At 57.6% G+C, this 14,738-nt stretch carries 10 protein-coding genes; 8 read left to right on the top strand and 2 right to left on the bottom strand.

All coding sequences use genetic code 11. The features are described from left to right. From RMS95_RS09310 to RMS95_RS09290, 5 genes are read left to right on the top strand one after another with little or no spacing between them, the layout of a single operon-like run. Positions 1-726, top strand: a complete 726-nt coding sequence (locus RMS95_RS09310) for a DUF4197 domain-containing protein (RefSeq protein WP_405023379.1) — start codon at positions 1-3, stop codon at positions 724-726. 41 nt (positions 727-767) lie between these two features. After that, on the top strand, positions 768-1,088 hold the full coding sequence (locus RMS95_RS09305) for a DUF1289 domain-containing protein (RefSeq protein ID WP_310645555.1): 321 nt from the start codon (positions 768-770) through the stop codon (positions 1,086-1,088). Continuing rightward, a complete protein-coding gene (locus RMS95_RS09300) occupies positions 1,085-1,717 on the top strand; it encodes a 2-hydroxychromene-2-carboxylate isomerase (protein ID WP_310645553.1) in 633 nt (210 codons plus the stop codon). The genes RMS95_RS09305 and RMS95_RS09300 overlap by 4 nt, the downstream gene beginning before the upstream one ends. A 28-nt stretch (positions 1,718-1,745) precedes the next feature. Then, the gene (locus tag RMS95_RS09295; protein ID WP_310645551.1) at positions 1,746-3,566 is read left to right on the top strand and encodes a DUF294 nucleotidyltransferase-like domain-containing protein; all 1,821 of its coding nucleotides are present in this window, start codon (positions 1,746-1,748) and stop codon (positions 3,564-3,566) included. Between the two features lie 2 nt (positions 3,567-3,568). Beyond that, complete coding sequence (locus tag RMS95_RS09290) at positions 3,569-4,231, top strand: 3'-5' exonuclease (protein ID WP_310645601.1); 663 nt, start codon at positions 3,569-3,571, stop codon at positions 4,229-4,231. A gap of 86 nt (positions 4,232-4,317) precedes the next feature. On the opposite strand, the gene RMS95_RS09285 is transcribed toward RMS95_RS09290, so the two are convergent. Beyond that, on the bottom strand, positions 4,318-6,045 hold the full coding sequence (locus RMS95_RS09285) for a cation acetate symporter (RefSeq protein WP_310645549.1): 1,728 nt from the start codon (positions 6,043-6,045) through the stop codon (positions 4,318-4,320). Beyond that, the gene (locus RMS95_RS09280; protein WP_310645547.1) at positions 6,042-6,350 is read right to left on the bottom strand and encodes a DUF485 domain-containing protein; all 309 of its coding nucleotides are present in this window, start codon (positions 6,348-6,350) and stop codon (positions 6,042-6,044) included. Before RMS95_RS09280 ends, RMS95_RS09285 begins: the two co-directional genes overlap by 4 nt. Before the next feature lie 393 nt (positions 6,351-6,743). Here RMS95_RS09280 and RMS95_RS09275 point away from each other — a divergent pair, with 393 nt between their 5' ends. The 3 genes from RMS95_RS09275 (at position 6,744) to RMS95_RS09265 (ending at position 14,736) form a co-directional block, all read left to right on the top strand. Further along, entirely contained in the window at positions 6,744-8,402 is a 1,659-nt protein-coding gene (locus tag RMS95_RS09275) for an MFS transporter (protein ID WP_310645545.1), read from the top strand. Between the two features lie 84 nt (positions 8,403-8,486). Next, positions 8,487-8,669, top strand: coding sequence for a hypothetical protein (locus tag RMS95_RS09270; protein ID WP_310645543.1), 183 nt, complete (start codon positions 8,487-8,489; stop codon positions 8,667-8,669). Between the two features lie 154 nt (positions 8,670-8,823). Beyond that, on the top strand, positions 8,824-14,736 hold the full coding sequence (locus RMS95_RS09265) for an excinuclease ABC subunit A (RefSeq protein ID WP_310645541.1): 5,913 nt from the start codon (positions 8,824-8,826) through the stop codon (positions 14,734-14,736). Positions 14,737-14,738 lie beyond the last annotated feature (2 nt).

Here is a 14,738-nt window from a genome sequence, read left to right as displayed (position 1 = left end):
ATGCAGATCTCACGCGTTCAACCCAATCGCCGCCAATTCAATCGCCACATGAGCGCAGGCTTTGCGGCCTTGTTGACGTTGGCTTATACCCAAGCCCATGCCCTGAGCTTGGCCGATTTAACCGACAAAGACGCCGGTCAAGGCCTCAAAGCCGCGTTGGAAAAAGGTGCGCAAGCCGCCGTGAGTTTGCTCGGACAAACCGATGGGTTCATGGGCAACGAGAAGGTGCGTATTGGCTTGCCCGGCTACTTGAATGACGCTTCCAAATTGCTCAAGCGCTTTGGCTTGGGGCAAAAAGTTGACGAACTGGTGCTGGCCATGAACCGCGCGGCCGAGTCCGCCATTCCCTTGTCCAAAGACTTGCTGGCGGGGGCCATTCAGTCGATGTCGGTGAGTGATGCCAAATCCATTTTGAGTGGGGGCGACACCTCGGTCACGGAGTTCTTCTCCAGTAAAACACGTGAGCCCATGGCGGCCAAGTTCTTGCCCGCCGTGACCCAAGCGACTGAAAAAGTAGGCGCGGCCTCGCTCTACAACGAAGTGGCTGGCAAGGCCGCCAACTTTGGTGTGGTCAACAAAGACAACGCGAATGTGCAGCAATACGTGACCGGCAAATCTTTGGATGGCCTGTATTTGATGATTGGCGAAGAGGAGAAAAAGCTGCGCCAAAACCCTGCCGCCGCAGGGAGTGCGCTGCTGTCGAAAGTCTTTGGCGCGGTGCGTTAAAGCCCTTGGGGTGATCAATACCAAGTGAGACACAGGGGGCGTTGTCTTTGCTCGACAATGTCGCCATGTGTGGAAGCGAACTCACCCCCAAACCTCAAGGCCCTTCAGCCGTCGCGTTGAATTTGTTGGCGTATTCACAAACTGTGCTGCGCGATGCGGGGCCTGTGCCTTCGCCCTGCATTTCGGTGTGTCGCATGACCGATGACACCCAAGTCTGTGAAGGCTGCTGGCGCACCTTGGATGAAATCGGCGGCTGGGGTCAAGCGACCGACGCCCGTAAGCGCTTGGTCTGGGCCCGCATTGCCGAACGCATTTCGGTGGCGGTTGCACAACAAGGGGGTTCCCTGAAAGTGACGCCATGAAAACCATCACCTGCTATTTTGATTTCATTTCACCTTATGCCTATTTGGCGTTTGAGACCTTGCCCAGCGCCTTGATGGGTGTGAGCCAACACGTGGTCTACAAGCCGGTGCTGTTTGCAGGCATGCTCAAGCACCACGGCCAATTGGGGCCCGCCGAGATCGCGGGCAAACGGGAGTGGACCTATCGACAGGTGCTGTGGCAAGCCCGTGAATTGGGGGTGCATTTAGACATGCCTGCTGCGCATCCGTTCAACCCCTTGGCTTTGTTGCGTTTGGCGGTGGGGTCTTCGGCCGATGGTCAGCCCAATCGTTATGTGTGCGAAAGCATTTTTCGTCATGTTTGGCAGGGCGGCGCGCCAGCCGATGACGCTGCACGCCTGCAAGCCTTAGTGACGCAACTCAACCCCGCGCGTGCCAGTGATGCCCCCGAGGTGAAAGCCCAGCTGAAGGCCAATACCGAAGAAGCCATTGCGCGTGGGGTGTTTGGTGTGCCGACGTTTTGCGTCGACGACATGTTGTTCTGGGGCTTGGATGCATTGCCCATGATGCGTGCTTACCTTGACGGAGATCCATGGTTTGACAGCGCGTGGGACTCGGTTGCAAGCATTCAGCAAGGCGTGACGCGTTGAATGGAGGTCTTGCTTTGAGACTGACCGCATGCCTAACGCTTTCAATTTTTCCGCTTCCCCGTTTGACTGCTTAACGACCGACGAACAGCGCTTGGTGCGCGACAGCGTGGATGTGGTGTATTACCCCGAGGGGGACATCATTCTCGATGTAGGTGATGCGCCTACGCATTTGTTCGTGATCATCAAAGGCTATGTCACGCAGTTGGAAGGCGATGAAGTCATCACGACCTACGCACCCGACGACACCTTCGATGGCCGCGGCTTGGTGGCCGGCAAAACCAGCAGCCGTTTTGTCGCGCAAGAAGAGGTGGTGGCGTACCAGCTGGCACGTCAAACCGTCACCGATTTGATTGCCAGCAACGCCACCTTCGGGGCCTTGCTGTTCTCGGACTTGAGCAACAAACTCATCGCCTTGTCGCAGCGACAAAGCCAGCATGAGTTGCAGTCGCTGACACTGTCGCGTGTTGATGAAGCCTTTGTGCGGCCCCCGCATTTCGTCGACAGCGACACCGATGTGTTGTCGGTCGTCAAAGTGTTTCAGGCGCAACGTACCGCCAGTGTGTTGGTGCGCGACACCTCGACCACCCCAGAGCGTTTGGGGATCTTCACGGCGAAAACGTTGCAACGTGCCATCCTGAGCGGAACACCGTTGGATCAGCAGCCTGTCGGGCCTCTGTCCAATTTCGAGCTCATCACCATTCAACCCTCCGATCAAGTGGGCGACGCCTTGGCGTTGTTGATGCGCCACCGTGTGCACCGCTTGGTGGTGTCCGATGGTGCGCGCGTGGTGGGTGTGTTGGAGGCGCTGGATTTGTTCAGCTTTTTGTCCAACCATTCGCACCTTATCACCGTGCAGGTGGAGGCGGCGACCGACATTGCTGGGTTGGCGCAAGCCGCCACGCAAATCACGCGCATGGTGACCACCTTGTACCGCAGTGGCACGCGGGTGAGTTTGATTGCGCGCTTGGTCCAAGACTTGAATGCGCGCTTGTTTGAACGGGCGTGGCAACTCATTGCCCCTGCCGATTTGGTGGCTAACAGTTGTCTGTTTGTGATGGGCAGCGAAGGTCGGGGCGAGCAGTTGCTCAAGACCGACCAAGACAATGGGTTGATCTTGCGTGATGGCTACACGCCGCCCGACAACTTAGACGCCATTTGTCTCGAGTTCTCACAAGCGCTGGCCGCTTTTGGCTATCCCGAATGTCCGGGCCACATCATGGTCAGCAACCCGATGTGGCGCAAGTCTGCCTACGAATTTGGGCAAATGGTGCAGCAGTGGTTGCTCATGCCCGATGCCGACAGTTTGATGAACCTGGCCATCTTTTTAGATGCCCATCCCGTGTGCGGCGATGCGCATTTGTTGGCGCATGCTCAGCAGGCCTTGATGCGTTTGGCCACCGACAGCGATGCGATGTTGGCGCGTTTTGCTGCGTCGATCGATGCGTTCGGTCAGTCCCAAGGCTGGTGGAACCGTTTGCTCGGGTTGGACGATCAAAAAGGACTGCATCTGAAAAAAGAGGGCATCTTCCCGCTGGTGCATGGCGTGCGCAGTTTGGCGCTGGCCGAGCATTTGCAAGAGACCAGCACCATCGACCGCATTGATGCCTTGGTGGTGAAGTCGGTCATCACGCCTGCGTTGGCCGCGGACCTCACACAAACCTTGCACTTTTTGATGGGCTTGAAACTCAAAGCGGGCTTGACCGAGATGGACACGCAACAGGCCGTGAGTGGCTTGGTGGATGTGGCCAAGCTTTCTACCTTGGAGCGCGATTTGTTGAAAGACGCGTTGGGGGTGGTCAAGCATTTCAAAGGCTTGCTGCGCAGTCGTTTCAAGTTGGATGCGCTGTGATGATGTCTTTGTTGTCGCCGCAGCGTTGGTGGGGGGCGCTCAAACGTGAGTGGCTGATTTACCACTTGGGTCTGCCCGAGTTTCGTTTCATGTTCGACGCGCCGCCACCGAACGAATGGGTGTCTTTGGATTGCGAAACCACAGGTCTGAACGTCAATACGGACGAGATCATTTCGATTGGCGCTGTGCGCATTGTGGGCAACCGCATCATGACCAGCGAGCGTTTGGAGTTGCTGGTGCGTCCTGAGCGTGGGGTGTCTGCGGACAGCGTGCGCATTCACCGGTTGCGTGAACAAGATGTGGCGCAAGGCTTGCCCTTGGACGAAGCGATGAAGCAACTCATGCGTTTCATTGGCAGCCGCCCTTTGGTGGGCTACTTTTTAGAGTTCGATGTGGCCATGCTCAATCGCGCCATTTGGCCTTTGTTGGGGCAGGGCTTGCCGCAGCCGAAGATTGAAGTGTCGGGCCTGTATTACGAACACAAGTTTCGCCAAATGTTGCCTTATGAGCAGCAGACCAACCCCGACATCGATTTACGTTTTGCCACGCTGATGGCCGATTTGAACCTGCCTGTGCGTGAGGCCCATGACGCTTTGAACGATGCGGTGATGGCTGCAATGGCTTTCATCAAGTTGAGGCAGTTGCGCGGTCATTCAGGGCGTTGACGACGAAAAAAAACCGGGCACGAAGCCCGGTTTTTTTTGTCTCCCCCATTGCGCTGCAAAGCGCGCTGGGGGGAGCACGGTTTGGATCAGTGACCCGAAGCGCCCGAGGCACCAAAGCCAGTTTCCGAACGCACTTGCTGAGCCGCAAATGCGGCACGCTCGTTTTTCGCATCGTCGCTGCGATCGAGGATCGAGAACAACCAGATGCCCACGAAACCAATGGTCATCGAGAACAACGCAGGCGATGCGTAAGGGAACAAGGCCGAGCCTTTGGGGTTGCCCAGTGTGGCTTCCCACACCGAAGGCGACACCACGGTCAACGCCACAGAAGAGATCAGGCCCAAGAAGCCACCAATCACCGCGCCACGTGTTGTGCAGTCTTTCCACAGCACAGACATGAACAGCACAGGGAAGTTGGCTGATGCGGCAATCGCGAAAGCCAAGGCCACCATGAAGGCGATGTTTTGCTTCTCAAACGCAATGCCCAAGGCCACAGCGATCACACCCAAGGCCAAGGTGGTCATGCGTGACACGCGCAGTTCAGCAGCGCTGTCGGCGTGGCCCTTCTTGAACACCGTGGCGTACAAGTCGTGCGACACAGCAGATGCGCCAGACAACGTCAAGCCAGCCACCACAGCCAAGATGGTTGCAAACGCCACAGCCGAGATGAAGCCGTAGAACACGTCGCCACCGACCGACTTGGCCACCAACACAGCCGCCATGTTGGCGGTACCAGCGCCGCCTTTGATGACGCCTTTGGCGACATCCGCCATTTCGGGGTTGGTCAAGACCAAAGTGATCGCGCCAAAACCGATGATGAAGATCAACACGTAGAAGTAGCCAATCCAAGTGGTCGCCCAGAACACAGATTTGCGGGCTTCTTTGGCGTCAGGCACCGTGAAAAAGCGCATCAAGATGTGTGGCAAGCCAGCCGTACCGAACATCAAAGCCATACCGAAAGAGATGGCAGAGATGGGGTCTTTGATGAAGCCGCCAGGGCCCATCAAAGCCAGGCCCGCTGCTTGTGCTTCTTCGGGGGTCTTGCCACCCGCTTCTGCGATGGCTGCTTTCACCGCCACACCTTGTGCAAACAAGGCTTCAGGGCTGAAGTGGAACTGCGCCAAAACCATGAAGGCCATGAAGGTCACGCCAGCGAGCAACAAGCACGCCTTGATGATCTGCACCCACGTGGTGGCGGTCATGCCGCCAAACAACACGTACACCATCATCAGCGCGCCGACGATGACCACGGCCATCCAGTAGTCCAAACCGAACAACAACTTGATGAGTTGACCCGCACCCACCATCTGAGCGATCAGATAGAACGCGACCACGACCAAGGTGCCAGAGGCAGCGAAGGCGCGAATCGGTGTTTGCTTGAAGCGGTAACCTGCCACGTCGGCGAAGGTGAACTTGCCCAAGTTGCGCAGGCGCTCGGCCATCAAGAAGGTGATGACGGGCCAGCCGACCAAGAAGCCGATCGAGTAGATCAGGCCGTCATAGCCCGATGCCATCACGGCAGCGGAAATACCGAGGAACGAAGCGGCAGACATGTAGTCGCCCGCAATCGCCAAACCGTTTTGGAAGCCTGTGATGCCGCCACCGCCGGTATAGAAGTCCGCAGCAGATTTGGTCTTAGCAGCGGCCCATTTGGTGATCCACAAGGTGCCTGCCACGAAGGTTGCAAACATGCCAATGGCCGTCCAGTTGGTGGCTTGTTTGGCGGTGTCGCCGACGTCACCACCTGCTGCCATGACAGCGCTGCTCGCGACAAGCGCCAACAGAGCTGTCAACAGTGTTGAAAATTTGATCATTTGGTGGCGTCTTTCAAAATTTCTTTGGTCAACGCGTCGTATTCGCCATTGGCGCGACGCACGTACAGGCCGGTGATCACGATCGTGAAAATGATCACGCCCAAACCAATGGGAATACCCAGCGATGTCACGCCTGCGCCAATCGGTTGTGCAAGGAATGGTTTGTTGAATGCAATCAAAGCGATGTAGCCGTAATAAACGACCAGCATCAAAATGGTGAGCAGCACGCCGAAGCTGTTGCGCTTGCTGCGCAACTCAAGGTACTTCGGGTGACTTTGGATCTTGTCGACCACTGGATCACTCATGGTTATCTCCCTAAGGGTTGTAAAAAACCAGGAGGGCAAAAGCCCTCTTGGCTGCGCGGATTCTGCGGAGAGGGACTGACCAAGTGCTTACGTAAAGGGGGTGGGGAAACCCTTGGTTTAGGACTTAATGGCTAGATGCTTGTTTTTATTTGATCGGTGAATACCCGAATTTTTCAGTCAATGTTTGGCACTGTTTTGGGGCGGTTTTTGCGCTGTATCTCGCATTGAAAAATAAAGACAAAGGGTTACCACTTGGTTTGTGGGTTTTTGGCGATGGATCACCGTGCGCAGAGGTACTTTGGTTGTCAGAATACGGTCAGCAAGTCCACAGATAGTCGCTCCGCACAGTGCCCGTATCCGGGCGCTCAATTCAAAGCTAAGGAGACAACTTACATGGCAACACTAGACGTAGGCCGCCCAATGTCGGCCGAAGAGAAGAAGGTGATCTTCGCCTCTTCATTGGGTACTGTTTTCGAGTGGTACGACTTTTACCTTTACGGTTCACTCGCTGCAATTATTGCGAAGCAATTCTTCAGCGGCTTGGATGAAGGCTCTGCGTTCATCTTCGCGCTGTTGGCGTTTGCTGCCGGCTTCATCGTGCGTCCTTTTGGCGCGATCTTTTTTGGCCGCTTGGGCGACATGATCGGTCGCAAGTACACCTTCTTGGTGACGATTTTGATCATGGGCTTGTCCACGTTCATCGTGGGTATCTTGCCCAACTACGCCAGCATTGGCGTGGCGGCTCCCGTCATCCTGATCTGCTTGCGTTTGTTGCAAGGTCTGGCTTTGGGCGGTGAGTACGGTGGTGCTGCCACTTATGTGGCTGAACACGCCCCTCATGACAAGCGCGGTGCTTACACCTCTTGGATTCAAACTACGGCGACTTTGGGCTTGTTCCTGTCGTTGATGGTGATTCTGGGTACACGCACCACCATCGGCGAAGCTGCTTTCGCGGATTGGGGCTGGCGCGTGCCGTTCATCGTGTCCATCGCGTTGTTGGCCGTGTCGGTCTTCATCCGTTTGTCCATGAACGAGTCACCTGCTTTCGTGAAAATGAAGGCCGAAGGCAAAACCTCTAAGGCGCCTTTGACCGAAGCGTTTGGTCAATGGAAAAACCTGAAGATCGTGATCTTGGCCTTGATCGGTTTGACCGCGGGTCAAGCCGTGGTGTGGTACTCGGGTCAGTTCTATGCCTTGTTCTTCATGACGCAAGCCTTGAAGGTGGATGGCGCTACTGCCAACATCTTGGTGGCTATTTCATTGCTGATCGGTACCCCGTTCTTCGTGGTGTTCGGTTCGCTGTCTGACAAGATTGGCCGCAAGCCCATCATCATGTTGGGTTGCTTGTTGGCTGTGCTGACCTACTTCCCCGTGTTCGAAGCGTTGACCAAGGCGGCTAACCCTGACTTGCACGCTGCACAACAAAAGAACAAAGTGGTCGTGACCGCTGACGCCGCCGAGTGCTCGTTCCAGTTCAACCCGACAGGTACGGTGAAATTCACCAGCTCTTGCGACATCGCCAAACAAGTGTTGGCTGGCGCTTCGGTGAGCTATGAGAACGCCGTCGGCGCAGCAGGTGCACCTGCCACCATCAAAATTGGTGAGACAGAGATTGCCAGCTACAACGCCAAAGGCATGCCTGCTGACGAAGCCAAGACGAAAGCTGCCGAGTTCAAAAAGGCTGTGGCAGATGCTTTGAAAGAAGCCGGTTACCCCTCTAAGGCTGATCCAGCCAAAGTGGACACCGTCAAAGTGACCTTGATCCTCACTTACTTGGTGATCTTGGTGACGATGGTGTACGGCCCTATCGCTGCGATGTTGGTGGAAATGTTCCCCACACGTATTCGTTACACCTCGATGTCTTTGCCGTATCACATTGGCAACGGCTGGTTCGGCGGTTTGCTGCCCACCACCGCCTTTGCGATCGTGGCGCAGACCGGTAACATGTACAACGGTTTGTGGTACCCCATCATCATCGCTGGTATGACATTCGTCATCGGCATGATGTTTGTGAAAGAAACCAAAGACGTCGACATCTACGCTGACGACTAAGCGTGTCAGCCACCTAGGGCCGCCTAGGTGCTACATTGCAGCCCTCCCTCGTGGAGGGCTTTTTACTGATTTCGGAGACTTGATATGTTGAAAATTTTCTTGGGTTTTTTGATCTTTGCCGCACTCGCCATCTTTGTGATCATGAAGGGTGGTAGCAGTTTGGACATGGGTGGCGAGAAGCATGGCGATGAAGCGATTCATGCCCCCGCAGAAGCTGCGTCTGGTCCCGCCTCCGCCCCTGCGGCAGAGGCCTCTGCCGCCAAGTAAGCGCTGCATTCTCACGCCCTGTCTCGGGGCTTGATCTACGCCACGGATTTCCGTGGCGTTTTGCTTTCTGAAGGGCGTTCTGTCAATGCCCTGAGTCGCCGCTGGGGTGCCACAGAGTCCCTAGAATGTTGGGCTCACTTCACAAGGCTCCGCCATGTCAGGCACCATCCGCATCCGTGGCGCACGCCAGCACAACCTCAAGAACTTAGACCTCGACATTCGCACCGGCGAATTGACGGTGGTGACGGGCCCCAGTGGCTCCGGTAAATCCAGCCTAGTGTTTGACACCTTGTACGCCGAAGGGCAGCGCCGCTATGTAGAGACTTTCAGCGCTTATGCCCGTCAGTTCTTAGACCGCATGGACCGTCCGGCCGTCGACAAAGTAGAAGGCGTGCCCCCCGCGATTGCGATAGACCAAACCAACCCCGTGCGCAGCTCTCGCTCCACCGTGGGTACGATGACAGAGCTGAACGATCACTTGAAGCTGTTGATCGCCCGTGCCGGTCAGTTGTTTGACCGTCAAACCGCGCAAGCCGTGCAGCACGACACGCCACAAACCATTTACGCCGAGCTGCAACGCCGTTGTGCCGCCCAAGCACAAGATCCGCGCTTGATCATGACCTTCCCCGTTGAGTTGCCTGCCAACACGACCTCGGCAGAAGTCGAGCAATGGCTCAGCGCGAGCGGTTTCACGCGCATCCATGCCGAGCGCGAAGTGGCCACGCCCACAGGGCCGCGTAAGTTGTTGGATGTGGTGGCCGACCGTTTCAAATTGGGCAACACCGAGCAATCGCGCGTTTTGGAGGCGATTGAGTTGGCCATCAAGCGCGGCAGTGGGCGCCTCAATGTGTACTGGTCCTTGGATGCTGAGTCGACGCCCGAACTGTGGCGTTTCTCCACCGGTTTGCACTGCCCCGACAGCGACTTGCGCTACAGCGACCCCATTCCGTCTATGTTCTCGTTCAACTCGGCCGTGGGTGCATGCGAGACCTGTCGCGGTTTCGGCCGCGTGATTGGGGTGGACTACGGGTTGGTCATTCCTAACGAGAAACTCACCTTGCGCGCGGGCGCCATCAAAACGATTCAAACGCCTGCTTGGGCAGAAACCCAAGACGACTTGATGCGCCACGCCGAAGCCGAAGGCATTCCGCGCGACACACCTTGGTACAAGCTGACCCAAGCGCAAAAAGACTGGGTCATTCACGGCTCGCCACTGTGGAAAGGCAAATGGAACCACCAGTGGTATGGCGTGAAGCGTTTCTTTGAATACCTCGAGAGCAAGTCCTACAAGATGCACATTCGTGTGTTGCTCTCCAAGTACCGCAGCTATACCCCTTGCGGCGTTTGTGCTGGCGCGCGACTCAAAACCGACAGCTTGCTGTGGCGCATTGGCAGCAAAGAAAACGCCGATGCGGTATTGCCTCCCGCGAAGCGCTTCATGCCGCAAGGCGTTCAATGGACGCGTGCGCAGCTCGAAGCCATGCCCGGCTTGTGCCTGCACGACTTGATGCTTTTGCCCATCGACAAACTGCATCAGTTTTTCAAGGCCACCCAAGTGGATGTGGCGGGCGCTGATGCCCAAGCCCTGCACTTGCTGATGGACGAAATTCGCACGCGCATGAAGTACCTCAGCGACGTGGGCATTGGTTACCTCACGCTCGACCGTCAAAGCCGCACCCTGAGCGGCGGTGAGGTGCAGCGCATCAATCTCACCACGGCGTTGGGGACCTCTTTGGTCAACACCTTGTTTGTGTTGGACGAGCCCAGCATTGGCTTGCATCCGCGCGACATGAACCGCATCAACCAAGCCATGTTGCGTTTGCGCGATGCGGGCAACACCTTGGTGGTGGTCGAGCACGATCCGGCCGTCATGTTGTGCGCCGACCGCATCATCGACATGGGCCCGGGCCCCGGTGTCAAGGGCGGCGAGATTGTGTTTGACGGCACCACCGAAGATTTGAAATCTGCCGACACTTTGACCGGCGCTTATTTGGGGGCCCGCAAAAGCATCGGCTTGGGGCTCAAACGCTTGGTCACCGACAGCACGCCGCGCTTGATTTTGGAAGGTGCGCGCGAGCACAACCTGCAAAACCTCAGCATCGAATTTCCCCTGCAGCGCTTGGTCTGCATCACCGGCGTGAGCGGCTCGGGCAAATCCACCCTCATCCAAGACGTGTTGACCCCCGCCTTGATGCGCCACTTCGGTCGCGCCACCGAAACGCCGGGCGTGCACGACCGTTTGCTCGGCGCCGACCATTTGAGTGACGTCGTGTTTGTAGACCAGTCGCCCATCGGCAAAACTGCCCGCTCCAACCCCGCCAGCTACGTCGGCGCGTGGGACGCTGTTCGCGAAATCTTTGCGGTGTCGCCGATGTCCAAGCAACGCGGCTACACCGCCTCGAAGTTCAGCTTCAACAGCGGCGATGGCCGGTGCCCCACCTGCGGCGGCTCAGGTTTTGAACATGTGGAAATGCAGTTTTTGAGCGATGTGTATTTGCGTTGCCAAGATTGCAATGGCAAACGTTACCGGCCAGAAATTCTTGAAATCACCATCGAGCGCGAGCTTCGCGGCGTGGCTGTGGGGGCTGCGGCGCAGCGACATTCTGAGCGAAGCGAAGACGAGCAAGACGCTGCACCCGCAGCTGCGACGCGAAGAGTCTTGAACGTGGCCGATGTGTTGGACCTCACCGTGGGCGAAGCGCTAGAAATTTTCGCCAGCGACCGCGACGTGGTACGCACCCTGCAACCCATCGTGGATGTTGGCCTCGACTACGTCAAACTCGGTCAACCCGTGCCCACCTTGAGCGGCGGTGAAGCCCAACGCTTGAAGCTCGCCGGCTTCTTGGCCGAAGCGGCCAAAGCCAAAACATCCAGCCGCCAAGCCTTGGCCAAAAAAGGCGTCTTGTTCTTGTTTGACGAACCCACCACGGGCCTGCACTTTGACGACATTGCCAAGCTCATGCGTGCCATGCGCCGCCTTCTGGAAGACGGTAACTCGCTCATCGTGATTGAGCACAACCTCGATGTGATCCGTGCCAGCGATTGGTTGATCGACCTCGGCCCCGAAGGGGGTGACGCGGGTGGCCTGTTGGTGGCCGAAGGTCCGCCGGAGGTGGTGCGTTTGCATCCGACCTCGCACACGGGTCTGGCGTTGCGTGAGTATGCGGAGTCTATGGGGTCGATTTATGCGGTGGCCCAGGCTTCTGTGGGGCTTCTCGCTGCAGAAGGCGCGCTTCGTTTTGCTGGCGCAGCTGTCGGAACAGCCGGTATGCCGGGCGCCTCAGACGCAGGCTCAACATTGTTGCCCGGCACATCGGCTGCTCCGCCAGCGGGTGCGCGTGTCGCCTCCGTCGGTGAGGGCGCTATTCAAATCATCAATGCGAAAGAGCACAACCTCAAGAGCTTAAGCGTGAACATTCCTCGCGGCAAGTTCAACGTGATCACTGGGGTGTCGGGTTCGGGCAAGTCGACGTTGGCGTTTGATATTTTGTTCAACGAAGGTCAGCGGCGTTACTTGGAAAGCTTGAATGCGTATGCGCGCAGCATCGTGCAGCCTGCGGGTCGACCTGAGGTGGATGCGGTGTATGGCATTCCGCCGACGGTGGCGATTGAGCAGCGCTTGAGTCGCGGGGGGCGCAAGTCCACGGTGGGAACCACCACTGAGGTGTGGCATTTCTTGCGCTTGTTGTATGTGAAGTTGGGCACGCAGCATTGCATCCATGACGGCGCCGCCGTGCAGCCGCAAACGCCAGACCGCATTGCCGCGCAGTTGATGCGCGAGTTCAAAGGGCAGCTCATTGGATTGCTGAGTCCCTTGGTGATGAACCGCAAAGGCGTTTACACCGAGTTGGCCGATTGGGCGCGTCCGCGTGGCTACAGCCATTTGCGTGTGGATGGACATTTCTTGCCGACCACGGGCTTTCCGCGTTTGGACCGTTTCAAAGAGCACACCATTGAATTGCCTGTGGCCAGCCTCGAAGTCTCTGCGCAGAATGAGCCCGCCTTACGCGCTGCCTTGGCGACTGCGCTGGAGCACGGCAAAGGCGTGGTGCATGTGTTGAGCCAGCTCGACGGGTTGCGCGAAGCGATGGAGGCGGGGGCTGACACCAACAGCATTGGCCGCTTGGATGTGTATTCCACCAAACGTGCTTGCCCGGTGTGCGACACCTCGTACACCGAGCTCGACCCACGCCTGTTCTCTTACAACAGCAAACACGGCTGGTGCCCCGACTGTGTGGGCACGGGCGTGAAACTCAACAAGGATCAGCGCAAGGTGCTGGACGATTCGGTGCGCGACGACAAGGACAAAGGCCGTGAGCAAACCTTTGCCGAACCCGATGTCGACGATTTGGTCGACACCGCCTGCCCTATCTGCGAAGGCACGCGTTTGAATGCTACGGCACGCGCCGTGAAGTTTGCGGGCGTGGGCATCACCGACATCGCGCGCTTGAGCGTGACGGACATTCGCAAGTGGGCCGAGAGCCTGACGTTGAGCGGTCGTGAGGCTGACATTGCGCGTGATCTGTTGCCTGAGATCAAGAGCCGTTTGGAGTTCTTAGAGCAAGTCGGGTTGAATTACCTCACGCTTGACCGTGGCGCTCCCACGCTCAGTGGCGGCGAGGCACAGCGCATTCGCTTGGCCGCGCAATTGGGCAGCAACTTACAAGGCGTGTGCTACGTGTTGGACGAGCCCACCATTGGCTTGCATGCGCGTGACAACCAAATTTTGTTGAATGCGCTGCACTTGCTAAGCGACAAAGGCAACACCCTGGTGGTGGTCGAGCACGACGAAGACACCATTCGTCGCGCCGACCACATCATCGACATCGGGCCGAGTGCGGGCAAGCGCGGTGGGCGTTTGATGGGCGAGGGTTCGGTGAAGGACATCACCGATCAAGCGGATTCGCAAACGGGGCGTTACTTGTTGCACGCGATGCGACACCCCTTGCAGGCACGCCGTGCCGTGGCTTCCCTCGCTTCGGAAGATGATGGCGTATTGCCGCTCAACTGGCTCTCGCTCGAAGGCGCATCGCTGCATAACTTGAACGACGTGTGTGTGGACGTTCCCCTCAAGCGCCTGGTGGCGGTGACCGGCGTGTCTGGCTCGGGCAAGTCCACGCTTGCGCGTGATGTGTTGTTGCACAACGTGGCGGCTGCGGTGGCGCAGCGCTCGACACAAGCAGGTCGCAAGCTCGATGAAGAAGGGAAGCACCCCGCGTGGGTGGGTTGCACAGGCTTGGAGGGCTACCAAACCATCGACCGCGTGTTGGAAGTCGACCAAACGCCGATTGGCAAAACACCGCGCAGCTGCCCCGCCACGTACATTGGTTTTTGGGACACGATTCGCAAACTGTTTGCTGAAACACTAGAAGCCAAAGCGCGCGGCTACGGTGCCGGGCGATTCAGCTTCAACACCGGCGAAGGCCGTTGCCATACCTGCGAAGGCCAAGGCTTGCGCACGATTGAAATGAGCTTTTTGCCTGACGTCAAAGTGCCTTGCGAAACCTGCCACGGTGCGCGCTTCAACCCCGAGACCTTGGCGGTGAGCTGGCGTGGCAAAAGCATTGGCGATGTATTGCAAATGGAGGTCGACGAGGCGGTGGACTTCTTCGCCACCATGCCCAACATCGCACACCCGCTGCAGCTGCTCAAAGACGTGGGCTTGGGCTACCTCACCTTGGGTCAACCTTCACCCACACTCAGTGGCGGCGAAGCGCAGCGCATCAAACTGGTGACCGAGCTGAGCAAGGTGCGCGATGACGTGACGCGCCGTGGCAACAAAGCCCCGCACACGCTGTATGTGTTGGACGAGCCCACGGTGGGCCTGCACATGGCCGACGTGGACAAGCTCATTCGCGTGCTGCACCGCTTGGTGGATGGTGGTCACAGCGTGGTGGTGATTGAGCACGACCTTGATGTGATTGCCGAAGCCGATTGGATCATCGACCTCGGCCCCGAAGGCGGCAACGGCGGTGGCTTGATCGTGGCGGCTGACACGCCCGAAGCAGTGGTCGCGCAGGGCACCCACACGGGTGTCGCGCTGAAGCCCGTGCTGGCGCGGGTGTGACC

Origin of the sequence: Limnohabitans sp., from assembly GCF_031539175.1 — a bacterium.
In the GTDB taxonomy this organism is placed as follows: Bacteria; Pseudomonadota; Gammaproteobacteria; order Burkholderiales; family Burkholderiaceae_C; genus Limnohabitans.
The sequence above is the reverse complement of the archived record's forward strand: the minus strand, read 5'-3'. Positions and strand labels throughout refer to the sequence as shown.

What these genes read in the sequence shown, in the direction of transcription:
- RMS95_RS09310 (WP_405023379.1), top strand. Translation starts at nt 1, where the DNA reads ATGCAGATCTCACGCGTTCAACCCAATCGCCGCCAATTCAATCGCCAC.
- RMS95_RS09300 (WP_310645553.1), top strand. Translation starts at nt 1,085, where the DNA reads ATGAAAACCATCACCTGCTATTTTGATTTCATTTCACCTTATGCCTAT.
- RMS95_RS09295 (WP_310645551.1), top strand. Translation starts at nt 1,746, where the DNA reads ATGCCTAACGCTTTCAATTTTTCCGCTTCCCCGTTTGACTGCTTAACG.
- RMS95_RS09290 (WP_310645601.1), top strand. Translation starts at nt 3,569, where the DNA reads ATGTCTTTGTTGTCGCCGCAGCGTTGGTGGGGGGCGCTCAAACGTGAG.
- RMS95_RS09285 (WP_310645549.1), bottom strand. Translation starts at nt 6,045, where the DNA reads ATGATCAAATTTTCAACACTGTTGACAGCTCTGTTGGCGCTTGTCGCG.
- RMS95_RS09280 (WP_310645547.1), bottom strand. Translation starts at nt 6,350, where the DNA reads ATGAGTGATCCAGTGGTCGACAAGATCCAAAGTCACCCGAAGTACCTT.
- RMS95_RS09275 (WP_310645545.1), top strand. Translation starts at nt 6,744, where the DNA reads ATGGCAACACTAGACGTAGGCCGCCCAATGTCGGCCGAAGAGAAGAAG.
- RMS95_RS09270 (WP_310645543.1), top strand. Translation starts at nt 8,487, where the DNA reads ATGTTGAAAATTTTCTTGGGTTTTTTGATCTTTGCCGCACTCGCCATC.
- RMS95_RS09265 (WP_310645541.1), top strand. Translation starts at nt 8,824, where the DNA reads ATGTCAGGCACCATCCGCATCCGTGGCGCACGCCAGCACAACCTCAAG.